The sequence below is a fragment of the Acidisphaera sp. S103 genome, from assembly GCF_009765975.1.
Classification (GTDB): Bacteria; Pseudomonadota; Alphaproteobacteria; order Acetobacterales; family Acetobacteraceae; genus Rhodopila.
This window is the reverse complement of the sequence record NZ_LMUJ01000059.1, coordinates 82,867-109,524: the sequence shown is the minus strand read 5'-3', so window position 1 is coordinate 109,524 and position 26,658 is coordinate 82,867. Positions and strand designations below refer to the sequence as shown.

Genomic DNA, 26,658 nt, shown 5'->3' with positions numbered 1-26,658 from the left:
ACTCCGAAGTGATGCAGGAAGATGATTAGTCCGACAGAGACCGATAACCCAGCCATTGCCGGTAGATGTTGAATTAATGTTTTTTACTTGACGCCCTCTTCTTGACTATCCCGCGCCAGATCTTCTCCACCGCGTGCGAAGTGTCGCAGAGATCGCACCAAGGCTTGGATATCTCGCGGCATCGTCCGACCATTGGTGACACAGATCCGAATAACATCCCGGCCTTTGAACGTCGTGATCGATATCCAGGCAGAACCCGAAGCAACGATATCGCGTACGATAGAACGAACGCTCGGGAAGCCCATCGGCGGTTCTACGCATAGTACGGCCAACGGCGAGTCATTCGCCACCGTCCATCCAAGTTCGACCAGTTGCTCCTTCAGGAAATCTATCAGGGCAACCGACCGCTCCAGATATTTTGCGTATTCGCCCCACCCCGCCGCGGCCAGAGAGAGAAAGAGCCGAAGCCCGAGGAAGCGCCGCGACCATTGGGCTGTCGTGACATACGGATCGAGATGTTGGACGTTGGACGGCATGTAGTTCGTCGAGACGTGAAACGCGTCAGAGAGAAGTCTTGCATCTCGGGTGATGAACATCCCGCAGGCCATGGTTGTCGCAAACCATTTGTGCCCATCCACCGTTATCGAATCCGCTGTTTCGATTCCGGCCAACGCGCCTCGCAAGCGGTCCGATGCGATAAGCGCGCCACCCCACGCCGCATCAATATGAAACCAGGCGCCCACCACACGGGCGATAGCGGCGCAATCAGCCAGGGGGTCGATCATCCCGGCGCCCGTCGTTCCGGCCGTCGCAACAACCATGACGGGCGTGTGGCCTGCAGCCCTGTCAGATCCAATCATATCGAACAGCGAACTTAGCTCCATCCGACCCAGATGGTCTGTTTCTATCAGACGCACAGACGCGCGGCCTATCCCGCACTGATGTGCGATCTTGTGCCATGCCAGATGCGCGTCTTGGGAGACGTAGATGGTGGGAGATCCCGCAAAGGCGGCAACTCCATCAGCTCCGAAGCGCGGGTTGGCGTTCGTCAAGGCACAGATGAGAGCGGTGAAATTTGCCTCGGACCCACCTGTCGTGAAGTGACCGGCGGAACCGGGTGGAAGCCCTGCCCGATGCGCGATCGACCGGATGACATGCGCTTCAATCTCGACAGGGATGGGCGATGTCGTCGAGGTGGCAAGCTGGGGGTTGAATGCCGACACAATGCGTTCGGCACACTCCGCGGGGAACGAAGGGGATGGATTGAAGAGACCAAAATAACGCGGATGGGTCATCTGGACGACCCCGCTTTGCAGTTGGTCGATAACCCATGGAAGTAATTCGAACAGCGGGCGGGGCAGCTGAAAATCAAAACTCTGTAAAGTTTGTCTAAAGACGTTAATATCCAGGATGGGGTTCACGGGTCTTCCTGGAACGCTCTGGAGGGCCTCACTCAAGGCCATCGTTAGGAAATCGTCCCATCGTTCCCGGTCATCCGGCTCATAAAACAAAGAAGCTATCGGTGCGACGGACACATCTTTGAGGTTCATTGGATCGATGCAACCTCGGCCGCAGCCGGATTCGCCCACAGCCGCTGCTCTTTGCCGCAGAAGCGCGTTCGATCGCTGCTGGAATTGCGTAGATCATCTCTCGCAATGGCTGTCAGCCAGTTCGCATAGAACTGGATCGCGGGTATATGCCAAGTGTTGGAATGCGCTTGGTTCCCAACCAGCTTGGATATGACACCCAATATCGCCGGATCGGGCCTACCTTGTAATGCATTCTCACGTAGTTCGTTGAGTGTGGCCTCCAAATCAGCAGTAAAGTAGTGTTTAGGGGCCAGCGGGAATTCTTGTTTTTCCCCCAGGGCAAATCGACCAACGTCCCGATTATATTCACGCAGAAGCGTGTCGCCATCATACTCCGGATGCCCCTGGACGAACACGAAGGTCGTGGCACCTTGCTTTGAGAAAATGTTGACGGCCGCTTCGTGCGATCGTGAAAGGATTTGATAGCCCTTTGCGATGAGAAGATCTTCATTCAGACCGTTGTAACGCGAGTGAGGCATGGCCCACCGCGACGGAAGCCCGGCCATCAATCTGTGATCGGCTGCCGCGATGTCGCACTCGAAGACGCCGGACAACTTTGCGGGGAGCCGACATCTCGGAATTTCATCGAGGTGCAGAACAGCGGCATGGGCGGCAAGACACGACCATATCACAGGAACCGCTTGTTCCTCCGCCCAATCCGCGAGCCTGGACAGGCTTTCCTGAATCGGTTCGTCTCGCAACATAGTTGCTTGCGGTTCCATGCCCGTGACGATCAACGCATTCAGCGGCATATCGTATAATTCGTCGACGCTTGCGTAGGGAGAACCCGTGAACGATAGCGGACGTGCCGAGCGCCGTATCTCTGGGCAGGTAAAGAAGCGGAACTTTAGTTCCAAGTGGTTGGATGCCGCCCGTAGCACGTTCAGGAATTGGCGTTCCGTGGACTTCAGCCCTCGGTCCGAGGCATTGTTGACCAGTCCGATAGTCAGAGGGCGGTTCGACTCGCCGCCATACTGAGTGAGGAACGAGTCGTCGGGCCTGGTCATTGTCGACCTTCAATGGACGGGTGCCTGATATGGTCTTTATCAACGAGGTCAAAAGCGGCCGCCGCCGCTGCGAGTGCGTGGTCGATATCAGCGATGATGTCGTCGGCGTGCTCAATTCCGATACTCAGTCTGATCGTAGCCGGCGTTACGCCAGCCTTCAGTTGTACATCTGGCGGCATCTGACGATGGGTCGTGGAGGCGGGATGACACGCCAGGGATTTGGAGTCGCCCAGGTTGACGACGCGCTTGATAAGTTTCAGCGCATCATAGAATCGTACGCCACCGCTGAATCCCCCTTTTACCCCGAAGGTCATCAGTGAGCAGGCACGGCCGCCGAGATATTTCCGGACCAGGGGGTGATAGGGATTGTCCTCGAACCCGGCATAGTTGATCCATTCGACCCGTGAGTCGTCACGCAGAAATTCCGCAACCCGCCTCGCGTTTTCGACATGACGATCGATGCGGATCGCGACGGTCTCGATGCCTTGAAGCAGCAGAAATGCGTTGAATGGAGACAACGCCGCCCCGGTTGTCCGCAAATAGACGCTGCGGCAGCGTGCCGCGTAGGCCGCCGGACCGAAATGGTCCGTATAGACAAGGCCGTGGTAGGAGGGATCTGGTTGGCTGAACATCGGAAACCGTTCACCGTGTTCGGCCCAGGGAAATTTCCCACCATCGACGATTATGCCACCAAGTGTGGTGCCATGGCCGCCCATGAATTTGGTGAGTGAATGAATAACAATATCCGCGCCATGATCAATCGGGCGCAACAGGATTGGTGTCGCAACCGTATTGTCAACGACCAAAGGTATCCCATGCCTGTGGGCGACGGCCGCAAGTCCGGCAATGTCCGCGATGTTCCCGGCCGGATTACCCACGCTCTCGCAAAATACCGCCCGTGTATCGCGATCGATAAGCTTTTCGATATCAGATGGGTGATCGCTCTCCGCGAATCGGACCTGAACGCCGGTGTTGGGAAGGAAGTGAGCGAACAAGGAATGCGTCGTGCCATAGAGTTGCGGCACGGAGATCAAATTCTGTCCCGGGCCCAAGACGTTCGATACCGCGTAATAAAGCGCGGTTTGGCCAGTGCTTACGCTGACGGCCTCCACACCCCCTTCCAGCGCCGCAACGCGCCGTTCGAGAACCGTATTGGTCGGGTTGCTGATTCGGCTATAGCGATGACCCTCGACCTCGAGATTGAACAGGGCTGCGCCATGTTCGGCATTATCGAAACCATAAGCAACTGTCTGATAGATCGGCACCGCGACTGCGTGGGTCGCGGGGTCCATGTCGAATCCAGCATGAAGAGCTATCGTCTCGCTGTGCATGGTAACTGGAGCACCGATGAACGTGTTTATCTTACGCCGTAGCTCTCGCCTTGTCCGCGGACAACTGCGATTTGGCTGCGCTAGCATCTCGATTACTCATTAGAATGGCAATTCATCCGAAAGTATAGGCCGCTGAAATAGCCTGAAAAACAGGATGTGGAGTAGAGTCCAAACAAGAGGAGGTGCAGGCGTCAGCAGCGGAAGAATGGCAAATGTCATGCGATTCCGCGGTGCCTAAATTGGTGTTGAATTTTCAGACTCCGCTAAGCCGTATTTCCGGCGTCAACCGTCATCGATACCCCGGTGATATTCCGAGCCTTCTCGCTGAAAAGATAGTCAACCAGATTGGCCACGTCGTCGATTTCCGGCATCCGATGAAGCGCGCTACGGCGCTCGATTTTTGCCCGATCGACAACGCTGAGAGCGTGCGTCATCTCGGTATCGATGAACCCCGGTGAGATAGCATTGACGGTTATCCCAATCGGACCAACTTCTCGGGCTAGCGAGCGTGTAAAACCCAGCATGGAAGCCTTGGTGGCGCTGTAGGCGGCAAGCCCGCTATATCCAGTGTGGCTGACAATCGATGAGATGTTTACGATGCGTCCGCTGCCCGCCGACATCATGGAGCGAACGATGTATTTGGTCAGTGTGATTGGCATAAGAACGTTAAGGCGTATTAGCCCCTCGATATCGGTGTCCTTCATATTGGCGAGAATGCCGGCTGTCCCGATCCCGGCGTTATTGACCAGGCCGTAAATTGGTCCGAATTCCGATCGCAATGTTTTCACCAGCGCGGGCAGCGCTGGGATATCCGCGAGGTCAGATGGCCAGAAGTGAAGCGAACCCAGATCTCGACTCGCGGCCTCCGCCATGGCCTTATCAAGTTGGTCATTGGTTTTGCGGGCAATCGCCACCACCCGAAATCCGGACGCCGCGAGCTTTTGAGAAATTCCCAGCCCCAAACCGCGGCTTCCGCCCGTCACCACCACATTACGCATGTCGCCGGACCAATTTACCGGATGCCGCGATCTCCAGCGATGAAATTTCTCGTATTGTGACTGGAATCTCGTGGGGTGCGAGCCGACCCCGACACAAACCAAGAATCTCGTTCCTGATAGCCGCGAATGATACGCCGCATGCGGCAGCCGAGGGGTTTATGACGACTTCGGCAACGGCAATCGCCCCGGTGATGGGACTCGAACGCCCTGACACACGGGACATATGCACGGCAGGGTGCTGGTTGATCACCGCTTCGATTGTCTCAGGGTGAACTTTGAGGCCGCCGACGTTGATGACGCCTTCCCGGCGTCCGGCGAAATAGTAGCGGTCCCCACGCAATTCGACGATGTCTCCGGTATCGACATAACCCTCCGCGTCCGACAGGGCTCGGCCATGGTTTCCGATGACACGGTCCGCGACGCGAGAGGAGCGGATGCGGAGAGAGCCGTCCTCCACACGTATCGAGACGTCTTTGCCGATTTGGCCAATCAAGGACGCGGGAAACCCAGCCTGGCCATCACGGACATCGAAGGCGACGCCCGCCTCGGTCGACGCAAAAGCATGCGCGACGTTGGCGTCGGGATAGGCCTGCCGGAGGTTGTCCAATATTGCCTGATCACAGGCCTCTCCCGAAAGGCGCACATAGCGCGGATTCATCCTGCTCGTCGCCGCACTCATCAATGTTCGACGCCAATGGGACGGGGTACCCGAGATATGGGTCACTCGATTGGCTCCAGCACGACTCAGGAAGTCGGCTACCGGTTCCCCGGCACTGGATAGCACCATCGAACCACCACCTACGAAGGCTCGTAGCAGAATCTGAAGACCACCGTAGCGACGAATGTCATAGAAGGTGCTCCACACGGGAGCATCCTGGACCACGAGACCGTCGTTCAGTGGCCCGACCAGGCTTGCGAGCGTGTGTACGGCCAGCTTTGGCCGGCCCGTCGTGCCTGATGTGAGCAGCAACCATTCGGTGTCGACGCTTCGGTCGGGCGTACCTTCACATGGCTTCAATCGATCGCCGACGAAGATCAAGCTTGTGTCATGAGCAACGTTCTTTGCGGGTCCGCCTCCATCAGTTACGATCGTGTCGATTTCGGCATCCGTAATGGCTGAACTTACATGGGTGGGAGACATGTCCGGCGTGCAAAGCAGCATGCGCCGGGCGATACCATCAAGTTCGCACAGCGCCAATGCGGCCGTCAGTTGTCGTTCGGTCGAAATCATCACCGACCGTCCGCGAAGCGCCTCCAGCGGTGCGCCCATGGCGGTTCCGCGGGCAAGGTCGCGGATCGCAAGGTGCGTAAGTGGGTCGGCGATAAACCGCCTCGGCGCCGCGTCCGCGGGTGCGAGAAGGGACCAGAGCGATCGCCTTTTATGCTGCTGCATCTTCGTAGAGCCGAATGAAATCGCCAAGTGTCACAGGAAACGCCGACTGGTCGTCCGAAGAGAGAGGATCGAGTCCAAGTTCGTCATCCAGATTCGCCACGACGATCGCGATGCAAAGCGAGTCGAGCCCCGAATTCAACAAGGGTAGTTCATCAGTCAAAGGAGCAAGCTGCTTCCCTTGCTGTTCCGCGATCATGGTAACCCGTTCCAGGATAATAGATCGTATCGACATGGTTCTAATTCCTCACGAGACCGATGCATGAATGGGATCGGGGCCGGTGTTCTGATCGACCGCCGGTGATTTACTCTGGAATGCCGGGTTTTGCTGAAGGAAATCAATCATCTTATCCGCTGCGATCTGTCGCATGGTGCGGCGGGTGAGGTCATGGTCCAAGCCGGCGACGATCGACGCGACGACGCTTGGTGTGTCGCGTAAATTGGTGCCCTCCAGTCCGAAATGTTGTTCCAAAGCTTTTATGCCCGGGTCTCCGGCCGAGAATAGCAGCAACGCGCGGACCTGCCGATGCGACAGTTCCGCTATGGCTTGACGAGCGAAGCTTTCCGGTCCTGGTTTATCATAGCGCACGGTAAACCATGGCAAATTGATCGAGAGTAACGCGGTGACCCGGTCGTCCGCGAGGGCACCCAGAAACGCGTGATAAGCACCTGAACACAGTCCATTCAGTGCGAAATGCTGGAACCCCAACCGTTCCATCATATCGATGGCCGCACCAAACGCCGGCGTTCGGTCTATGCCGAATATTTGGGTTAGATCCTCGCCGCCGTCGGGGGAACTGATGCTGTCCCCAAGGCCGGCAAAGTCGATGCGCAGCGAGGCTATTCCTTGGGCGGCCAGGCGGCGCGCGAACTCGACAGCGAAGCGCGCCAAACCATAATGTGGATCGCCACCGGTATTGCCGATGATGACGGCGCTATCGCAAGGAATGTCCTCTGTCGGACGACACAGCACGCCGAACAGATGGCCATTTTCTCCAAAGTGGAGCGGGGATTCGACAGAATTTTCCGGTCGCAAGGTGGCGATACGCGACACAAGGCTCGGCGGTAACGCTATCGCGGCCGTGCGGGGTATTTGCCGCAGGGGGATCGCAGCCTGCAGCCAAGACAAAATTGGCCTGAAATCGGCGTCGGGCCCGTCGGTCAAATGGCAGGGTCGCAATAGTGCGTCTAGACTGCCGAGATTTTGAAGAACGATGGGAACGCCGGTATCGCGCCATGCTTCCACACATGCAGCCAACACGGGTGTACGAAATTGGCTGAAGATGGAAATCGAGCAGCCAGGTAATAACTTGACTTGTCGCAAATCTACTTGGCCCAATAGCTTGACGGTTCCCATATCGAGACAAAGGCCATCGATTTCCAAACCATCATCCGGCATGGTCGCAGAGTCGCTTCGCAGGCGCGACTCAACCATAAGCTGACTGACATAGGATTTGCCGCGTAGAACGGGTTCCAGCAGCACGAGACCGACGACATCGTCGCGGGTGGAGGCGGCAAGGGCGGCAAGTGTTGCCCCGATACGCAGACCGATCATCACGATTCGCCGAGCACCGGTGTTGGCACGCAGCCAGTCTGCAGCATTTTGTACGCTTTGTTGCCAAACCGTCCAACATTCCCGGCCATCAATCTCACAGGAATCACCCGCGCCCGGATAGTCAAACCTGAGCGTGGGGTAGCCCTCGGTGGCAAACTGGTTTGCCATTATGCGATATGAACGGTGAGCTCTACTCGCGTCGCGGCCCAACCCGGGGCACAGCAGGATCGCGGTGTCGCTCAGAAATGACTCGGTCGCCTGGTGCAACCATCCGAAGCAGCCCTCGAATGCCACTGCCTGCATGTGAGGTGACTGTCCCGGTTGGTGTTCAATAGTCCCATGCGGGGCGTGAGAAACCGAAAGGACGACCGTTGTTCGATCGTCCGGGCTATCGGTTGGATCGGCCACATCCTGGACGACGGGCATGTTCATTCGGTCGAGCACATGAAGAGTAAGCCCATAACAAACTGCCAAAACTTGTCCCTCAGAAGTCTAGGCAGTGGAACTCGATCCGTAACGTCCTCTCTTTGGTCGATTGTCCTGAAGCGTCTTAGATCAATATAGGTAGTCTATCGCAAGGTAACGGTTGACTCAGACGGACCCATCGCTGGCATCGAATCGGTACAGGCGTTCGGCGAGTTTCTAACGATCCCATCGGCAAGCACGTCCCGTAACCGAACGCCGAGTTCGCGGCTGTACGCGGTGGCACCTTGAGCGTTGAAATGCCAAGCGTCGCCAAAAAATCTATCAGGCCAACAGGGAATGACCGGATCGACCACGTGTATGCCTGGGAAGTGCCGAGCTTCTGCCTGAAGATAGTCCTCGAACCGAATGGTGAATTCTGGCGGCATGCGCATATAGGTCGCTCGGTTGACCGGCATCGAGAAAAGAAGCACCGGGATACCTCGGTCGGATAATAGTGCGAGTGTGCGAGAAAAGTACAAGTTCATGAGCGGTGAAGTTTTGTAAATCGGATTGTGACCTTCGCCGGCGATGCTGCTGGAGCCCGAGCGATTGCCGAATACGGCATGGCCCGATGACAAAAGACCGTCATGCAGTGCGTCGTGATTGTGTTTCCAACGTGCGGCGATAAAGCCGTTCACCAGGCTACCGAAATAGAGTGGTGGGAAACGCACGGAGAACAGAAAATCCCGCAGTGCCGGTTGAAGATGATCCATGGACGGCAAATCGAAGATTTCCTTGTCGTGCAAGCGTGCTGCGTCGTGATCGACCTCCCGCATGTCGCCATAGTCCAGAAAGCCATTTCGGGCGAAAGACGTCCAGTAATCCGAGTCACCGCCAAATTTCGACGCACTATGCGCAATCACGACGAGCTTCGGCGAGGTTGGGCAGCGGAGCGCTCGGCGCACGGCGAAATAGGTTTCTATCGGGCTAGCACCAGACTGTGCAAGATTGGTGACGGACATCGGCATAACGTCTGGCACCGTAGCCGCCATCGCACGACTGTCGCCGAAAACCAAGACCGATCCAAGTCGACATTCATCCATCAGCATTCGTTTCGCAACCCAAAGCGGGTAGTCGCGGCTGAGAAAAGCCATAGGAGCCATGGCGACGTAGATCCACACGACCCCGAACGCGACCACGAAGGCAACCCCAAACCACGCCAGGAAAGCAGCGGACGGTGGGTCCCGCGGCTGGTCCGCGGTGTTGTCTAATGTCGGAACGACCTTCCTCGATCCCTCGGCCGATGTTTCGGCGGCCGCTTCTTTGAGTCGGCGGCTCGGCGTATGGTCTTGCGTCAACATACCCGGTCCCGCGGTCTGACTTTGGGTCATTGAAGTCATCCATTCTTCTCAAGCGATGGCCCACACACCTGCTCATATTCTGCTGCCGTGTGGCGACTAAAACTGGAAATACAGAAACTCGGATGTGCCGCCGATCGCCAGCACGCCAATACAGGCTGCGACGCCGATCGCCACTGCCCACCCTCGGGTTGGCTGCCAGACGAACCGTTCGAATGGTCCTCGTTGGATCATGCCAAGCGCCGGAGTGAACCGGCGCATGATCTGTTGCGTGTTCGGCAGACACCATACAACGATGTAGAGGCCCACCATCCAGACCAAGTGGCTTGTGCTTGTTGCGAAATCGACGAGCGAAACGTCGACGACGAGGCCTTTCGCTACCAGCGCGTCGCCTGGCACGCCAAGGTGAGCAAGGATGACGTTCGGTATGGCAAGAGCATCGACACCATGGAGCCCGATCATCCCACCTAACAAGGACAGCGCCGAGCGAACCGACGATGCGCGGAAAAACACCAATGCGACCAGTGTAGCGAGATAGGTGATCAGGATCTTGGCCCCGTGTCCGAGCCGTCCGCTTGGCCGTGTTTTCGAGGAACTCGGCCGGAAAATGCGAAACGCATGGTTGATCGTGAGATAAATTCCATGCAACAAGCCAAACGCCAGGAAATTCAGACCGGCTCCATGCCAAATGCCTGCAAGCGCCATAGTGGTTACAACCGGGAACATCACCATGGCGGCAAACCCACCGGGTTTTGTCTGTGCGGTTCTGTTTATGCCGAGACCGCGGTTGGCGCGCCAGCGTGTGACTGCCAAGGCGATTGGGTTATATAGATAAAGCGCCAGGTAGCGCGACAGTGTCATATGCCAACGCTGCCAATGCTCAATGATAGACGCTGACTTGTAAGGTGAGTTGAAATTTAATGGGAAGCGCACGTTGAACATGCGTGCAAGCCCGATCGCCATATCGGAATAGCCAGAGAAATCGAAATATAACTGCAACGAGTAGCAGAGTGCCACATTCCAGGCGGCGAGCAACGGCAGATGGTCTGCTGCCCCAAAACCCTGGGACACACCCGTACCGATTGTATCCGCGAACAAGCATTTTTTCACAAGCCCGATCACGAAGATCGACAGGCCGACAGAAAGGTTTTCACCGGAGAACCGATAAGTGGCCGGCTCGCCGAACTGCGGCATGATCTCCTGGTTATGCAGGATCGGGCCTGCGATCAGGTGGGGAAAGAAGGTCACGAATAGAACGTAGTTGAGTAGCCGACGGTCTTTCGTTATCCCCTGCTTCGTATCGATCAAGTATCCTATTTGCGTGAACGTAAAGAACGATATGCCAAGTGGCAAAACGATATTGGCTGTGGTGTCCGCGATCAAACCCATTCCAATCGCGACCTGAATAATGCTGGTCAGATATTTATAGTAGATCAGAACGAACACGTCGGCAACTATCGCCGCCGTCAAGCACGCCGTCTGCACAGTCGGTTGGCGCTCGGTGGCGTTGATGACTACGGATGCGAGGTAGTTCAAGCCAACTGAGGCCAGTAGCAGAACCACGAATTGCGGATTCCACCAACCGTAGAAGAGAACCGAGGTCAAAACCAACCATATGGCCGGTAACCGGCGACCAAACAGTCCGAGAATATGGAAGCCGCACAATGCAATCGGAAGGAATGCAAATACGAAAATGTAGGAATTGAACAGCATGACCGGCGGCGGGCAAGATGCGCTACCGTTTCACACGGGAACCATCGTCGACCGCCCCCCAATCAGTTCAAGTATCCCGCGGACACTGCGTAGTTTTTCCATCCTGGCTGATTTTATTTTTACACCGAACCGGTGCTCGATCTCAACTGCCAGTCTGACCTGTGACATCGAGTCCCATCCGACGATATCGTCAGCAGTTGTCTCTGGCCCCAGGACTATTTCCTGGTCGTCAAATACGTCTCGGAACAACTGAGCCAGATCTGATAGAATTTCGCCCTTTTCTGCGGGGCTAATGTTTTCTTGAACAAGACGCATGAATGAACTTTCCGAACTGAGAGCCGTAGGCGGGAAGCGGCGGCGCCAACGTAGAACGCTGGGACTGTTTTGTGATGTCACCATTTAGGTGGTGGTATTTCGTTCGCCCCCAACCATAATGGGTAGAACTATCTGGTCGAGATTGTGCGGTGGGAAGGTATCGATGGCCCAGTCCGTCGGGCTCGCAAATCAGCTTCACGGTCATCCCACCCTCGATGAAGATGTCGCGAGCATAGGCGATCAAAGTGCGATGCCCAAGATCGGATTGTTGACGGAATATGAAGGCCCCACCAGGGAACGATCTCTGTCATCCTTTAGTCGAGGTTTGCCGCATGTACGATCGGGCGTACATGAACACGTCGCTCACGCTCTCCAGAAACCGAAGATCAAGGACATGCTCGCACGATGATATCGACGGTGTCTCCTGGTCGGGGGTGGATGCAGTGAAAGTGCATCTCCACGGGTTGATCATGTCAGTGGCTCCCCGTGAGATGCACGACGACAAAAACAGCGAACTCAAGGAGATCCGCCGGGTCTGGGATATTCGTGACGCGAAAACTGGCGGGACAATGGTGGCCGCGGCCGGAGGCATCACCTCCACGGTATTGGCCGAACGAGTTCGTCCCTCTCGGCTGGCACCTGTGGGCGGGGTGAGCACCTATGTGCCAGAGGTCGACGCACTGCGTGCCATCGCAATGACGGCGGTCATTGCGTTCCATTGTAAGCTTATGCCGTTCGGTTGGATGGGGGTCTGGCTATTCTATGTTGTATCAGGGTTTTCGGTGACCACGTCGCTCCTTTCCCGACGGCACCCCGCAGCGAGCATCGGTGCGGCCGTCGGCAGATTCTATATCAGGCGCGCGCTACGCATTTGGCCGCTGTACTTTGCCTTCGTTGTGCTGAACGTCATCGTGCTAGAGGCGATCGGCAGGACCGAACCGCTGGAAGACTTACCTTGGCTGCTCAGTTTCACCCAGAACCTGAAAATGATCTTCACCGAATATACGCCCGCGGCCAATTGGTCTGCCTTCGGACATCTCTGGACGCTGGCGGTGGAGCAGCAATTCTACCTGGTGTTCCCACTTCTGCTGATCCTACGCGGCCGGTTTGCGCGGGGCCTTGTCTTGCTGGGCGTGATCGCTGTTGCGCCGCTCATCCGCGCCGCGGTCGCGTACTGGGCTGCCGGGCTTGGTTGGGATCCTGGACGAATCGCCTTCGCGGTCTATGCGTTTGGTCCGGCCCATTTTGATGCCTTTGCCGCCGGAAGCCTGGTCGCCTTCTTTCGCGATGAAATCTCCCGCAGCCGCCGCTTCGCCGTCGCCAGTATGGTGGTCACAGCAATTATCGCCGTCGTATATGTGGGGTTCTATACAACGTACGGTGTGACGGAAGCAGGCCAATTCTCCATTGATGCGCTACGTAATATCGTCTCAGGCATTTTGTACGGGCAGGGGCGGGAGATCACAGTCTATCTGTTGCCGACCTGCATCGGCGTCACGATTCTGACTGGAATCCTTTCGGGCGAACGTCTCTGCCTACTGGTATGCCGGTCTCAGAGCCTACAGGCGATCGGCCGCATCTCTTATGCCGGATACCTCTTTCATATTCCGATACTGGCTTTGCTGGGAGCGTTCGTGCCCATCTTCTCGGTACCAGGGAGTGGTCCGCTATGGGTCGCCAGCCATGTTGGCTTGTTCGTCTGCGCTTTTCTACTTACGGTGACAACCGCCCGACTGTCGTTCGTGTTCTTCGAGCGGCACTTCGCGCGGATACGTTGGGGCTGAACATGGGGCGGAGTACGCGACGCGATTGTCACCTCCGCCATGCTGTTTCTAATCACAATGGCTACGGTTCGCTCCATTGCATCCGTCGAAGTATCCACCTCACAGAACGGGTTGCCATGGCCTAATCTCCCCCTTCGTTGAGAAGCTGGTTGCGGCGGTTGGGATGAGGTGCGAATGGAATTCGTCGAGGAGAAAACACCTGTAACTGAAGGAGCAGCGTCCAACCGCGGCGAATCCTTTGCCTACCGGCACACCGCCGAGCCCGATGTCGGTGGTATCGGAGCCGAGATACCGCTGTTTCGGGAAGGCCATGAGACGAGTTGGTCTGATCATGCGGCGGCCGTACGTGCCGCAAGACCGCGCCCGGGACGAGCCGGCGGACTCCGGGTCGCCATCGTGCATGAGTGGCTCGATACTTACGGCGGGTCCGAACGCGTTCTCGAGCAATTCTTGGTCTGTTTTCCGTCCGCTGACATTTTTGCTGTCGTGGATTTCATGGGCGAGCGGGAACGCGGCTTCCTGCAGGGACGCAAAGTGCAGACGTCGTTTGTCCAGCGGCTACCGTTTGCACGTCGTTACTTTCGCCACTATATCGGTTTGATGCCGATTGCGATGCAGCAACTTGACCTTAGTGGCTATGACCTTGTCATATCCAGCAACCACGCGGTCGCCAAAGGTGTCCTCACCGGACCCGATCAGGTCCATATCAGCTACATGCACTCGCCTATGCGATATATTTGGGATCTGCAGCATCAATATCTCGGCCAGATGGGCATCGATCGCGGACTGAAGAGCATATATGCGCGCTGGCAGTTCGCGCGCCTGCGTCAGTGGGATGTCTCAACCGCCCATCAAGTCGATTATTTTGTAGCAAATTCGAGCTATATCGCGCGGCGCGTCAGACGGACGTATAGACGTGAGGCGATGGTTATCCATCCGCCCGTCGATATCGATCACTTCGTACCGGGTAGCAGGAAGGAGGATTTCTTTCTACTTGCCTGCAGGTTCGTGCCGTACAAGCGGGCTGACGTGGTGGTTCAGAGCTTCGCGCATCGAGGCGATCGGCGCCTCGTGGTGGTGGGCGACGGGCCTGAGGCCGATCGGGTGCGCGCGGCCGCCCGAGGGGCGCCGAACATAGAGTTCGTTGGCACCGTCGGACGGGACGTACTGATTGGTTTGATGCAGCGCGCTCGCGCTTTCGTGTTTGCCGCCGAGGAGGATTTCGGCATCACGCTGGTGGAGGCGCAGGCCTGTGGTACGCCTGTTATTGCCTATGGCCGCGGCGGTGCGATCGACATCGTAAGAACAGAGAAAGCAGAGTGGCAAACTGGATTGCTGTTCGACCAGCAGACCCCGGACGCGATCTCCGAGGCGGTTGACCGATTTGAGACACTTGAGCACCAGATCACCAGCGATGCCTGCAGGATGAATGCGCTTCGGTTCTCGGAGGCGCGCTTCAGAGCGGAAATAGGGGGCGTCGTCGATCGGATATTCGGTTAGCTTGTGTCTACACGTATTGGATGAAGAACGGCTGTCTTCAGCCAGTTCATGTTGGCCGATTTGATGGCATGGAAAGAAGACAGACGAACAGGATGAGGCGATTGGAATTGGGGAGCAGACGTGTGTGAAAGGCTCAAATGGACACATCGTTGGTCTTGACGTCATTCGCTTCTGCGCGGCGCTGATGGTCACATTCTTTCATTTGACGTACTGGTCCTGGGCGCCGGTGGAGAGCCTGACGAAGAGCGTTTCGGGCGGCGTGGCGGAATTCCCATCTATGGCTAAAATCACGTGGCTTGGCTGGGTCGGGGTCGAGATCTTCTTTGTCATATCGGGCTTTGTCATTTCGTATTCGGCTGCAGGTGTCAGCCCATTCGTTTTTCTGCGCAGACGCATCATCCGGTCGGAATGGACGTCGTCGGGCAAAGGGCAGGGGTCGCGTTTGTGGCGGCCGGATTGCTGCTTCTCGGCTTGCTTGTCATACGCCATACGACGCATCAGACGGACCCGGCTATGCGGATCTTCGCTTATCCATTGGTGGCGGTTGCGACGGCAGCCGGGCTGCTGGTCGGGATGGGCAGGGTCCTGTCAGGTATTTCCTGTCTCTACGGCTGCTCCGGTGGTTCGGCAAGTATAGCTTCGGGCTTTACGTATGGCATCCGATCATCGGAATGGTCCTACTGCACTCGCGGGTGGCGCTTGTCTCCCCAGCCTCTGGAAAATCAGCCGTTTTGCTGGCCGCCCTGATCGCCCTGGTCCTAGACCTGCTGGTTGCATGGCTGAGCTTCAATTTGTGGGAAAAGCCTTTCCTTGACTTGAAGCGGTATTTTGCCTCCGGCAAACCAAAGCGGACCGGGACGGTCTCTTTGAACGATCTCGAAAGCCATCCGAATGATGTCGGATTGGGCGCATCGATGACGCAGGAGCGTCCGGGAGCACGCGTATGAGGACTGTCGCGCGGGAGATACCGGCGGTTACATCCGGCCGGTTTCTCAGCCATCGTCCCACGATCGTCGTTATGCTTTGCGTATTTGCGCCGATGGTCGCGATCAGTGTCCTGGGTTGGCTGTATGCTGGCACTCTGCGCGGTGTCGTTCCTATTGAATTCACTGATTTCGACTCACTTTCAGTGCTGCTTGCAAGTATGTTGCACTCGTCGATAAGGCCCGACTCGCGGGGGCCCATGCTTCAGGCCCTCCATGTCTTGCATGGCCCGGATAGAGATGCGCTGTACCAAGTCCTCTTTTTCACTGGCCATGTTCGCTTCCAGTATCCGCCGACCAGCCTGGTGTCCCTGGATTTGCTTTCCGCGCTGGGCATCACGAGTTTCCGAGCGTTGAATGCGATCAATTTGGTTGTCTATCTTCTCAATGCCGGGGCTGCCGGATTTCTGATGTGGCTTCTATTCGGGGGACGAGACCGAATAGCCGGACGCAGCGGTCCTGGCCTCCATTCGGGCAGCATGGTAGCGATCGGCTTTGTCACTGCGTTTACATTCTATCCGGACGTCCGCGCCGCTGTTTTGGGCCAGATTCGGGTTTGGATCGACCTCCTGTTCACGTCCGCGGTCATCGCTTGGCTGCTTGGACGGCGGTTTCTTGCGGGAATCCTGATCGGGTTGGTCTGCACCATAAAGCCGCAGTTCGGCTTGTTGCTGCTTTGGGGTGCTGTGGAGAGAGTGGGCCTTCGGCTGTGGCATCCTGGCCGCGCTTGTTCCGGTAGCGATCGTCTCGCTGTTTCGTTATGGACTGAAAGCTTTTCTTGATTATCTTAACGTTCTCGCGTTTCTCTCCCGTCATGGCGAGAGTTTCTTTGCCAACAATTCGGTCAATGGGATCCTTAACAGCTATATCTCATCAAACAACAGCCTCTATTGGGATGCTCTTCGGTTTGCGCCATACGATCCGATCGTTTACGCAGGAACGGTAGCGGCCTCGGCTTTGGTACTGGCGGCGGTGGTATATTTACCGTTGTCGGGTCGAAAAACCAAGCCTAGAATCGCCGATTTTGGAGTTGCGTGCAATCTGCACCGTGGTTAGTTCTCCCGGTGCGTGGGAGCATCATTATGGTATTCTTTTTCCATTTTTCGGTATGTTTTTGAAATACTTGCTTGAGCAACCTGCCGGACCGCGTCGCGGCATAAATCTTGTTTGCCTTGGTGTTTCCTGGGTTTTGGTTGCTAACTTCATTCCATTTCAAACCTACTTGCACGAACGCCGTTTTCTATCCTGCAGGCAAATTTGTTCTTCGGTGCGCTTCTGTTGCTGATGCTTCTCCTCAGCTGGGGTTTGGCCGCCAGGAAGTCGCTCGTGACTCAGCCGAGCCTGGGTGGTCGAAGGGATTAGAGTCCAATTCTCCTAAAGTGGCGCATCTCGCGTATAAAATCTGAGCTAATGTTGCCCAGATAAAGACGGAACCGGGATGGTGACGGTTAACGCGTTGGGAGATGTCTAGTTTTTCTCGTAACGACACGATCAGGCACCTCGAGCAAAAGGGGGAGGGACGAATATGACGTCGACAGGAAGCCGGAACCTACTATCAGGGCTTACTTCCTTGAGGTGACGCGCGGGTTCCGTCGTCTATATCACCGCAATCAAAGAGTGCCGGAATTTGCCAACCCTAGATATGAGAGAGTAAAATGGGCGGAACAAATAGCCCTCCTGTAGCGACACCGGACGTGGCGTCGGTGATTGAGGACGAAACGCTGGTATCGACCGGTAATATCATCGGTAACGACACAGATCCCAATGGCCTGCCGCTTTTTGTTACGTCTGTTGACGGCATCGCGGTAACCGGCACGACGACGGTCATCGGCACCTACGGCACACTGATCGTGCAGCCGGACGGTGAATTCACTTATACCCTTGCGGACAGTCAGGCGAATGTGCGTGCCCTCGCGAACGGCGAGGTAGTACCAGACGCCTTCACCTATACGGTGTCGGATGGGCAAACTTATACACAGTCGACGACACAGACAGTCCAGAACCTGATCCCGCAATCCGAAGCCTTCGACGATCCGATCTGGGTACGATTTAGCTCGGCCAATAATCCGGTGGTGACACCCAATGTTGACACCGGTCCCAATGGTGGCGCCAGTACGGCCGACGCAGTCACACTGACGAGCCCCGATTCCGGCCTTTTCTACCAGACGAACGTGGCGGGCACTTATACCTTCAGCGTTTGGGTGAAGCTGGTCAACGGCGATGGCAATTTCGCCCTGAACTATTACAGCGGTTCGGTCAATCAGAGCGATACCGAAACCCTGGTTGCCAACGGCACTTGGCAGCGGGTCAGCCTGACCTTCACCGGCGATGGTAATATCAACTCCAACATTGCGCTCATGCACACCGGCTCGCAGCCGGCATATGGGACCTTCGAGTTCTGGGGTGCACAGCTGAATTCGGGATGGACTGTCGAGCCTTATGTGCCGACCAGCGGCAGCCCGGTTACAACGGTCGTCACGACCACCACACCCCTTGTCGTGGGTTCCACGCTCACCGTCGACGTTACGGACGTGGTCTGCTTTGCGGCCGGCACGGGTATCGCCACGCCGCAAGGCATGGTTCAGGTGGAAAATTTGCGCGTCGGCGATATGGTGCTAACCCACGGCGGTTCTACGCGCCCGATACGTTGGATCGGCCAGCGATTCATTGATCTGACGCGACATTGCGTGCCGGAACGCGCCCAGCCGATCCGCATTTTGGCAGACGCTTTTGACGACGGGTTGCCCCAGCGGGACCTGTACCTGTCTCCGGACCATGGGGTTTTAGTCGACGGCCTGCTGATCCCGATACGGCTGCTGACCAATGGTGCGAGTATCGTGCGGGACGTTGACTGCCACGCGGTCAGCTACTTTCATATTGAATTGGATACACATGACGTGCTGTTGGCTGAGGGGTTGCCGGCGGAAAGCTATCTCGACACCGGCAATCGTGGCTTTTTCGACGACAGCGGCACGCCTTTGTTGCTGTATCCAGATCCCGTGGGTCAGGAACGGCGCGAGGCGAAGTCCTGCGTCCCCTTCGCCGCGGATGCGTCGCGGGTAAGGCCGATCTGGCGGTGGCTGGCGGTGCGCTCCGCGACGTTGGGTCACCGGCTACCAGGCACGCCGGAATCCACCGAAAACCCCGACTTGCAAGTTGTGTTGGGCGAGCGTTGTCTGCAGCCGATTGCAGCGGATAATGGGCGATATGTCTTTGCCCTGCCGGCAACCGACCACGCCGTCTGGTTAACCTCGCGAGCCACGGTGCCAAGCGATGCGCAGCCTTGGATCGACGATCGACGCCGGCTTGGTGTGATGGTAAGCCGGCTGACTCTGCTTACCTGTGACGGTATGGAAACGATACCGCTCGACCATCCGTCGTTTGGCGAAGGGTGGTGGGCAGCGGAATGGCATGGTACGGCCACGTTGCGGCGCTGGACCGATGGCCAGGCACGCTTACCGATCCAAACGGATGGTCCAACCCTGCTGGAGGTGGAGTTGGGCGGCACCGCGCTAGCCTACCCAATGATGTTATTGCGGGAACACGGCGGAGGCCGACACGTGGGATTGTGAGGTCGTCACCTGAATCATCCCGAGTCCATCGGCCATGACTGATCAAAAGGACTAGGCGGCACTCGTCCCGAAGTAGAATATCTGGCCACATTTGCGACGGATATATTGTGCGGCATGCCAATGAAAGCGAAAAATATCAGGCGTTGGGTAAGACTAAAGGCGTTGTGAATTGGGATCGACCAGAGGCATCATACAATGGCGGATCACAGATGACAGGGACAACAGTTCAGACCCCGCCTAGCGGTTGGACCATGCGAGGGACACAACGCATGACCAGCCTGCTCGAAGAAGGCGCCCCGGCCGTACTCGCCGACAAGCCGGATGTAGAGGCGCTTGAGGCAAACCAAGTGCCATTGTGCGTAGATCTCGATGGGACGTTGATTCAAACGGACCTTCTGGTCGAGGGCGTGATCGCGATCCTGACCAACAGGCGGCTTGTCAGCAAATGGCCACGGATGATGGCAACGAGTCGCGCCGGTCTTAAGCATAACGTGGCGGCTCTTGCACCCCTCGATGTCTCGCTTCTGCCCTACAACCTACCTTTGCTGTCCTATCTACGTGAACAGCAAGCCTCTGGCCGGAAACTGGTGCTGGCGACAGCGGCGGATCAGCGCGTCGCGCATGCCGTCGCCGATCATCTCGGCCTGTTCGACGAAGTGATTGCTTCGGACGGAGAGCATAATCTGAAAGGCAAGGCGAAAGCACAAGCATTGGTCGAGCGATTTGGCCTGCGCGGCTTCTCCTATGTTGGCAACGAATCGAGCGACATGCCGGTGTGGCGGGCGGCCCACAGTGCGGTTGTGGTAAATGCGTCGCGCGCGGTCGTTGAAAGCGCAAGACGGAGCGTGACGGTCGAGGCGCACTTCGACGGTCGATCTTCGCTTTTCCGAGCGGCATTGACCGCAATGCGTCCGCATCAGTGGGCCAAGAATGTTCTGGTCTTCATTCCCCTGATTATGGCGCATGCGGTCACCGACATCTCTGCCTGGCGGGATGCATTGGGCATCTTTGTCGCTTTTTGCGCCACGGCGTCGGGTATCTATCTGCTGAACGACCTCGCCGATCTGACGGCCGACCGGCAACATCCACGCAAGCGTCGTCGTCCTTTCGCCAGCGGCGCCCTGCCGCTCATGCCTGGCGCTGTCCTGGCCTGCGTCTTGCTGGTGGTCGGGTTTGGTTTCTCTACGTTGGTGGGCGCATCGGTCGTGGTTGGGATCTATGCCATCGCATCGATCAGCTATTCGCTGGCGCTCAAGGAATTTCCCCTCGTCGATGTATTCATGTTGGCGGGGCTCTACACGATACGTGTGTTCGGCGGCGGGGTCGCAACCGGGCATTGGGCGTCGCTGTGGCTGCTGGCGTTTTGCGGATTTCTCTTCCTCGGACTTGCCCTCATCAAGCGCACTGAGGAAATGGCCGCCGTGGCTCGTTCCGGCGGTGAACGTGTCGCTGGACGGCGCGGTTATTTTCCCGGCGATGTTCCCATCCTGCAGAGCTTCGGTTGCGCATCTACGTTTGCTTCCGGTGTTGTGCTGGCGCTTTTCGTCGGCAGCGATGCGGCTTCGGCGCAGTACGCGACGCCAGGGCTGCTTTGGGGCATCGTACCGCTGATGCTGTTCTGGGAATGCCGGCTTTGGTTGTCGACCGCCCGGGGTCACATGCATGACGACCCGATTGTGTATGCCACCCGTGATTGGGTCTCCTGGATCGTCGCGGTCTGCATCTTCGCGGTGGTAACGGCGGCAAGCATCGGTGTGCCTCTTCCGCTATTTGGAAGCGCGCCATGAGTTGGAGTACACTCGGACTTATCCTGGTCAGCGTCAGTTTTTCGGCTCTTGCACAGATTTCGTTCAAGCTGGGTGTGACGGGCGCATCGAATCACACAGCGGCTGGCGGTGGTGCGGCGGTGGTGCTGGCCAATTCGATGCTCACGCCGGGGGTCCTGGTCGGGCTGGCGCTTTACGGTTGCGGCACGCTTCTGTGGCTGACGGCCCTGGCACGCGTCGACGTCTCCCAGGCCTATCCATTCGTTGGTCTCGGTTTCGTACTGACCGCCATCCTTGGTTACTCATTCTTTGGCGAACCCCTGACCGCTGAACGGATCGGCGGAATTCTGGTGGTCATAGGGGGGATTTGGCTTGTCGCCCATGGTTGAAATACCGGCTTTTGATGACCCATGCGTTTCGCATGTCAGGCTTCTCGCGGCGACCGCTGAATACGGACGGAAGAGCAAAGCGTGAGTATAACAAACGATCCGCCTGTGTTGACACCGGACACCGCGTCGGTGACCGAAGACGAAACGCTGGTGACCACGGGAAATATTTTTGCAAATGATACCGATCCGAATGGCCTGACGCTTTCCGTCACATCCGTGGATGGGATCGCGGTGACCGGCACGACGACGGTTGTTGGCACCTATGGTACGCTCGTTATTCAGCCCAATGGGCAATACGTTTACACCCTCGCCGACACCCAGACGAATGTGCGCAGCCTGACGAATGGTCAGGTCGTACCTGATGCCTTCACCAACACTGTATCGGACGGACAGACTTATACGCAGACAACAACACAGACCGATCAACCTGGCGTCATTCGGTGTCAATGAGCACGTTGTCCTTGCAGGTTACACCGGAAGTCTGGGCCAAAGTCAGTCCACCTAGATGACCGGCGGATGAATGCATTATTACTTTGAGATGAAAGGCTCCGAGGGAGGTATCCGATAATGGTTGAACTGTGCCCCGAGCGTGTGACAGTCGCCATTCCCGCGTACAATGCGGCTGCGACATTGGATGAAACGCTGATGAGCGTGCGGCGCCAGAGCTATCCGGAGTTGGAAATTTTCGTCGTTGACGACGGTTCCACGGATGCGACCTCGGCGATTGTGCGGCGGCACGCATCGGCGGATGCGCGCGTGGCGCTGATTGCGACAGCGAACGGTGGTGTGGCCGCGGCGCGAAATGAAGCTCTCGATCGCGCGACGGGTGCGTTATTTGCGACTGTCGACGCGGATGATCTCTGGCATCCCGACAAGATCGCCTACCAGATTGAGTCCATGCGGGATCGCTCCGGATGTGTGATTTTGAACTACACGTGGTTCGCCTACATTGACGCGAAAAGCCGAATTCTGTCCACGGCTGAGCCCAGCGAGGAGGGCAATGTCGTGTCCCGCATGTGCCGCGGCAATCTGATTGGCAATGGCAGCTCGCCGATCATGCTGACGCGGATACTGCGTGACGTAGGGGGTTGGGATGTCAGCCTTCGTGGCGGCAACGAGGACTACAAGACGTTCTTCTCGCTTGCCGAACGTGGTAATTTTTCTGTCGTTCGGTCACATATGGTTGGATATAGGCAAACCAGAGACAATAGATCAAGTAAAACGCAGCGTATGCTGTCGTCGTACGACCAGGTCGTTGATGAATTTGCCCCCCGGTACCCCGAACATGCGGATCAGTTCTCCGCCGGCCGCCGCGAATTGATAGCCTATCTTTTCGATAAAGCGATTTTGAACCGGAACTGGCGTGCCGCCGCATACCTGCTGCGTGAAACCCTGAAGCATGACAAGGCAGAAGCCCGAGCGATGTTGATGAACGTTCCGCTGGTGGCGAGTCGGATCGTTCTGCCGCTGACGCTTCGTGCCCGGTTGCATGCAAGGCGCCCCGGGAGCCCCGTCAGATCGCACCCGTTTTTGGCAAATCCATCGTTCGGATGATAACCGAAAGGGTAAGCCGGACTCCGCCTTTTGTATGATACCGAATTTTCTCTCGACACGGTAACGATGTGCCGTGACCGCTGCCGATTTAACGTGAGGTTTTCATCAATGTGCTCCTCCATAAGCTGCTCGCGGCGGCACACTGCTTATTCAGATGCCTCACTATGAAACAGGCCGCTACTCCGACGGGCGTCGAGCGTCACTGGCGAGCCATGGTTAGGCTGGTCAGAACTTGACCGGAGCGGTACCCGCTTATGTGCTGCTGTTTGGGCACATCGCCGCGGTTATTTGTGCCATCGTTACGGTTCGGATCTGGCCGAAGACTGGGTGGCCGGCGGCGGTACTCCTGGCGGCGGGCTGCCTCGCTCTCGCGATACTGACATTCCTGGCCGTGGATCCGCAGTACCCGTTCTGGGACTATCGGACGGCCTATTATCCGGCAAGCAAGGCGGTCCTTGATGATCCAGCTTCGCTGGCCGTCCTGATCGGGAAGGGGGTCAATGGCTTCGTCAACCTGCCGATCGTCGCGTACCTGTTTGCCCCGTTCAGTATGCTTTCCTTGCGATACGCGATCGGTCTTTTCACCCTGTTCGGGTTGGCGATGACGGGCGTGGCCTGGTTTCTGCTGGCTGGCCTCGCCGAGTTGAAGGGGACTGAACGGTGGCTACTACTGCTGCTCTTTGTGGCGAATGGCCCACTTCTGTACAGCATCAAGGAAGGCAACACGAGCCACGTGGTCCTTGTCGCGTTGGCTGGCGGTTTATATCTCTTGCGCGCCAGGCGGCCGGTTGCAGCGGGGGCACTGCTCGGGGCGGCCGCTGTACTGAAGTTGCCGCTTCTTTTGTTTGGTGTCTACTTCCTTCTGCGGCGTAATTTGCGCAGTACACTCGGCTTCGCCGGTGTTTGTGCTGTGGCCGGAATGCTGTCGGTAATCCTGTTCGGATGGGACTTTCATGTTCGCTGGTTCGAACTCTGTGTCCTGCAGTTCGGCAGCCGGTGGCTCGCCGCGTTCAACGTGCAATCGATTCAAAGCTTTATATTGCGTTTGCAAGTCTCGCCGGCGCTGCTCACCGATTGGACAGCCACCTATTCGCCCGGAACAAGTCAACGCCTTGCCGGATATGTCCTGATCGGTCTGCTCTATCTCGTAGCACTCTGGTCCTGTATCCGGGGAGCGGCTCGACTTAGAGACAATACGAGCGGCGCGGATGATACTCGAAGAGACCTGGAGTTCCTTCTGGTCCTGTGTCTTGCGGTCGTGAGCAGCCCACTTTCCTGGTCGCATTATTATGCCTGGCTGCTGCTACCCGCCGCGTTTCATCTGAGATCAACATCAATTTTCGGCGCTGGATCTATCGCTCGGGTACTCGGTTGGGTGGCTGTCGTCCTGGCGACAGTCCTGGTGCGGCCTCTACAGTTCTCCGATCCTGTGCTTATGAACGCCTATAGCACCGTTGGCGCGTCGAACCTGCTGTTCAGCGGACTGCTCTGGATCGGATTGATCGCATGGTCGCTGGCACGAAGCGGGAAGGTCACGCGATTGGCGATTCCGGCCCGGCGTGGTTTGGATACCGGATGGGCGTCTCGGAAACAGAGTTCCTTTCGATGAATAGCCCTGACAGGTGCGGCAATGCGGGGGCATTGGCCAATTCCGATTTTCGCACAGTAAGCCGCACCACGGCCGCCGCGGTTGCGGGGTTATCTGTGAATCACCTGGAAATTCTTGTTCTGGGTGTCGTGGGGGCTGCGGTTTCGCTGGCTCTGACGGGCTATCAGTTCGGTATCATTAACAATCTGTTCCACTTGCCTATCGTCGCCGCATTGTATGACGAGCCACAGTTCCGCGACGACGCCTTCATCCAGGCGCTCAGACACTACTCGTCGGGCGTCTGGATGCTGCTGGACGGGACGGGACGCTATGTCTCGCCATACTGGTTGTTCCTCGGTCTTGATTATTTGTCACGCATGCTTTCGTTTGTCGCATTTCTCTGTTGCGGATCGCTGCTTGGTGTGACGTCGACACGGCAGAGGGTGACCTTTGTTGTCATTCTATGCTTCTCCAGCCTGCTGCACGGATATTCGTACCCCGGCAACGGCGGTCTTTTCATCAACTATTTCACACATTCAGAGATTGCGAACGGGACGATCCTTCTGACATTCTATTTTGCCGCACGAGGGCGCTTCGCCGAGGCGCTGACGTTGAATGGCATTACGTTTTTTATCAACGCGTTTATGGCGATCTGGACGATAATTCCCCTGGGAATGATTGCCGCATTGTTGTTGTGGCGGCGTGAATTGGAGGTGCGCTCCTTCCTTCGGCGTTTTGGCGGCGGGCTCATCGTCGGTGGCTTATTCGCCTTACCCGTGTTGCGGAATATCGTCAGTAATCCCGACGCTGGCGCCAAGGCCGGCGTCGATTTCAGACATTTCCTGCTGGAATACTACCCGGACCATATCCTGTTCATGATAGCCACGCCCCGCCACATGGTGGCCCTCGCGGTGGCGACTGTGTATGGGTTCATCTGCCTTTATATGTTTGGGGAGCGCGCAGCCGAATTCCGAGCGGCCCTTTGGGGAAGCGTGCTGCTTTATGGCATCGGCATCGTGCTCCCCGCGTTTACCGGTCTGCCGTTGCTCCTCAACTTCCATCTCATCCGGTCAAGCGTGGTTATTCAGTTGTTGGTCGTCCTTGCCTCGGCATCATTGGCGACTTCCTGGCTGTGCGGCGACGATCGCAATCGATCGAAGTTTTTTGGACCACTCCTCCTGCTCGCCGATTGTACCTGGCGATCTGTGTTACCGCTCGGGTTGGCGGCGATCGCGGTGGCAGCGGTGGTGAGATCGCGTGGTTGGCGATGGTGTTTGCTCCGGACTGATTACGTTGTGGGTGCTTTGCTCGTGCTGGTTGTCTGGCCGCGTTTGGTCTGGCAGGACGTTATTACAAACAGGGCGATCGCGGCGCAGACAAGCGGTTGGATGGCGGTCGGCGATTGGGCCAGGACAGCAACGCGCCAGGATGCGATGTTCCTTGTCCCGATTAAGGCCCTGCCAAGCGATGCGCGGCCGGTTGCGCCGGCGATGAGCAGTGCGGCACCCGATCCAACAGAGAATTCCGAGACATTCGAGTTCGAGTCGCACCGGCGCGTCTGGGTCGACTTCAGGCGCGGTGCAGCGGTGATGTGGACGCCGTCGTATTATGCGACGTGGCGGACACGGGTATCCGAGGTGATGGCTCTCGGCAGCCTCGCCGACAAACTCGCCTATGCGCGTCAGCATGACGTTGACTATGTCGTTGACGCCTGCCGAATTGGGGATGACGAACATGAAGCAGCGGTATTCCGGAAGGGCGGCCTGTGCGTCTTTCCGTCGTCAATCCCTCCAGGCGCGCGCAACGGCCACTAATGGCTTCTCCGGGTCGGAATTTGCGGCCGCGGCGGGATCAGGATATC

At 57.2% G+C, this 26,658-nt stretch carries 22 protein-coding genes; 12 read left to right on the top strand and 10 right to left on the bottom strand.

Annotated elements, in window-relative coordinates; genetic code table 11:
- Positions 1-83 precede the first annotated feature (83 nt).
- From GSQ89_RS18775 to GSQ89_RS18730, 10 genes are all read right to left on the bottom strand, one after another.
- Positions 84-1,550 carry a pyridoxal-dependent decarboxylase gene (locus tag GSQ89_RS18775; protein WP_158928008.1) on the bottom strand — a complete coding sequence of 489 codons (1,467 nt, stop codon included), beginning with the start codon at positions 1,548-1,550 and terminating at the stop codon, positions 84-86.
- A complete protein-coding gene (locus GSQ89_RS18770; protein ID WP_158928006.1) occupies positions 1,547-2,596 on the bottom strand; it encodes a homoserine O-succinyltransferase in 1,050 nt (349 codons plus the stop codon). The genes GSQ89_RS18775 and GSQ89_RS18770 overlap by 4 nt, the downstream gene beginning before the upstream one ends.
- On the bottom strand, positions 2,593-3,927 hold the full coding sequence (locus GSQ89_RS18765; RefSeq protein ID WP_158928004.1) for an O-acetylhomoserine aminocarboxypropyltransferase/cysteine synthase family protein: 1,335 nt from the start codon (positions 3,925-3,927) through the stop codon (positions 2,593-2,595). Before GSQ89_RS18765 ends, GSQ89_RS18770 begins: the two co-directional genes overlap by 4 nt.
- Positions 3,928-4,190: 263 nt before the next feature.
- A complete protein-coding gene (locus GSQ89_RS18760) occupies positions 4,191-4,925 on the bottom strand; it encodes an SDR family NAD(P)-dependent oxidoreductase (RefSeq protein WP_158928002.1) in 735 nt (244 codons plus the stop codon).
- The gene (locus tag GSQ89_RS18755) at positions 4,918-6,195 is read right to left on the bottom strand and encodes an AMP-binding protein (protein ID WP_216856266.1); all 1,278 of its coding nucleotides are present in this window, start codon (positions 6,193-6,195) and stop codon (positions 4,918-4,920) included. Before GSQ89_RS18755 ends, GSQ89_RS18760 begins: the two co-directional genes overlap by 8 nt.
- 109 nt (positions 6,196-6,304) lie before the next feature.
- Positions 6,305-6,514, bottom strand: a complete 210-nt coding sequence (locus GSQ89_RS18750; RefSeq protein WP_216856265.1) for a hypothetical protein — start codon at positions 6,512-6,514, stop codon at positions 6,305-6,307.
- A 48-nt stretch (positions 6,515-6,562) separates the two neighbouring features.
- Positions 6,563-8,302 carry an alpha/beta fold hydrolase gene (locus GSQ89_RS18745; protein WP_158927996.1) on the bottom strand — a complete coding sequence of 580 codons (1,740 nt, stop codon included), beginning with the start codon at positions 8,300-8,302 and terminating at the stop codon, positions 6,563-6,565.
- A gap of 137 nt (positions 8,303-8,439) precedes the next feature.
- On the bottom strand, positions 8,440-9,666 hold the full coding sequence (locus tag GSQ89_RS18740) for a hypothetical protein (protein ID WP_158927994.1): 1,227 nt from the start codon (positions 9,664-9,666) through the stop codon (positions 8,440-8,442).
- 66 nt (positions 9,667-9,732) lie between these two features.
- The gene (locus GSQ89_RS18735; RefSeq protein WP_158927992.1) at positions 9,733-11,346 is read right to left on the bottom strand and encodes an MBOAT family protein; all 1,614 of its coding nucleotides are present in this window, start codon (positions 11,344-11,346) and stop codon (positions 9,733-9,735) included.
- A 30-nt stretch (positions 11,347-11,376) separates the two neighbouring features.
- On the bottom strand, positions 11,377-11,661 hold the full coding sequence (locus tag GSQ89_RS18730; RefSeq protein ID WP_158927990.1) for an acyl carrier protein: 285 nt from the start codon (positions 11,659-11,661) through the stop codon (positions 11,377-11,379).
- Positions 11,662-12,011: 350 nt separating this feature from the next.
- On the opposite strand from GSQ89_RS18730, the gene GSQ89_RS18725 reads away from it, so the two are divergent.
- From GSQ89_RS18725 to GSQ89_RS18670, 12 genes are all read left to right on the top strand, one after another.
- Entirely contained in the window at positions 12,012-13,445 is a 1,434-nt protein-coding gene (locus GSQ89_RS18725) for an acyltransferase (protein WP_158927988.1), read from the top strand.
- 174 nt (positions 13,446-13,619) lie between these two features.
- Complete coding sequence (locus GSQ89_RS18720; protein ID WP_158927986.1) at positions 13,620-14,945, top strand: glycosyltransferase; 1,326 nt, start codon at positions 13,620-13,622, stop codon at positions 14,943-14,945.
- A gap of 184 nt (positions 14,946-15,129) precedes the next feature.
- On the top strand, positions 15,130-15,582 hold the full coding sequence (locus tag GSQ89_RS40180) for a hypothetical protein (RefSeq protein WP_371734275.1): 453 nt from the start codon (positions 15,130-15,132) through the stop codon (positions 15,580-15,582).
- A gap of 94 nt (positions 15,583-15,676) precedes the next feature.
- Positions 15,677-15,892, top strand: a complete 216-nt coding sequence (locus GSQ89_RS18710; RefSeq protein ID WP_158927982.1) for a hypothetical protein — start codon at positions 15,677-15,679, stop codon at positions 15,890-15,892.
- A complete protein-coding gene (locus GSQ89_RS18705; RefSeq protein WP_158927980.1) occupies positions 15,889-16,710 on the top strand; it encodes a glycosyltransferase 87 family protein in 822 nt (273 codons plus the stop codon). Before GSQ89_RS18710 ends, GSQ89_RS18705 begins: the two co-directional genes overlap by 4 nt.
- An 873-nt stretch (positions 16,711-17,583) precedes the next feature.
- Entirely contained in the window at positions 17,584-19,500 is a 1,917-nt protein-coding gene (locus tag GSQ89_RS18700; protein ID WP_158927978.1) for a Hint domain-containing protein, read from the top strand.
- A gap of 269 nt (positions 19,501-19,769) precedes the next feature.
- Positions 19,770-21,287, top strand: a complete 1,518-nt coding sequence (locus tag GSQ89_RS18695; protein WP_158927976.1) for a UbiA family prenyltransferase — start codon at positions 19,770-19,772, stop codon at positions 21,285-21,287.
- Positions 21,284-21,655: an SMR family transporter gene (locus tag GSQ89_RS18690; RefSeq protein WP_158927974.1), complete on the top strand. Its 372-nt coding sequence runs from the start codon at positions 21,284-21,286 to the stop codon at positions 21,653-21,655. The genes GSQ89_RS18695 and GSQ89_RS18690 overlap by 4 nt, the downstream gene beginning before the upstream one ends.
- An 81-nt stretch (positions 21,656-21,736) precedes the next feature.
- Complete coding sequence (locus GSQ89_RS18685) at positions 21,737-22,105, top strand: VCBS domain-containing protein (protein WP_256367336.1); 369 nt, start codon at positions 21,737-21,739, stop codon at positions 22,103-22,105.
- 117 nt (positions 22,106-22,222) lie between these two features.
- Positions 22,223-23,209, top strand: coding sequence for a glycosyltransferase family A protein (locus tag GSQ89_RS18680; RefSeq protein WP_158927970.1), 987 nt, complete (start codon positions 22,223-22,225; stop codon positions 23,207-23,209).
- A 232-nt stretch (positions 23,210-23,441) separates the two neighbouring features.
- Positions 23,442-24,818: a glycosyltransferase family 87 protein gene (locus GSQ89_RS18675; RefSeq protein WP_158927968.1), complete on the top strand. Its 1,377-nt coding sequence runs from the start codon at positions 23,442-23,444 to the stop codon at positions 24,816-24,818.
- The gene (locus tag GSQ89_RS18670; RefSeq protein WP_158927966.1) at positions 24,716-26,611 is read left to right on the top strand and encodes a hypothetical protein; all 1,896 of its coding nucleotides are present in this window, start codon (positions 24,716-24,718) and stop codon (positions 26,609-26,611) included. The genes GSQ89_RS18675 and GSQ89_RS18670 overlap by 103 nt, the downstream gene beginning before the upstream one ends.
- Positions 26,612-26,658: the final 47 nt, after the last annotated feature.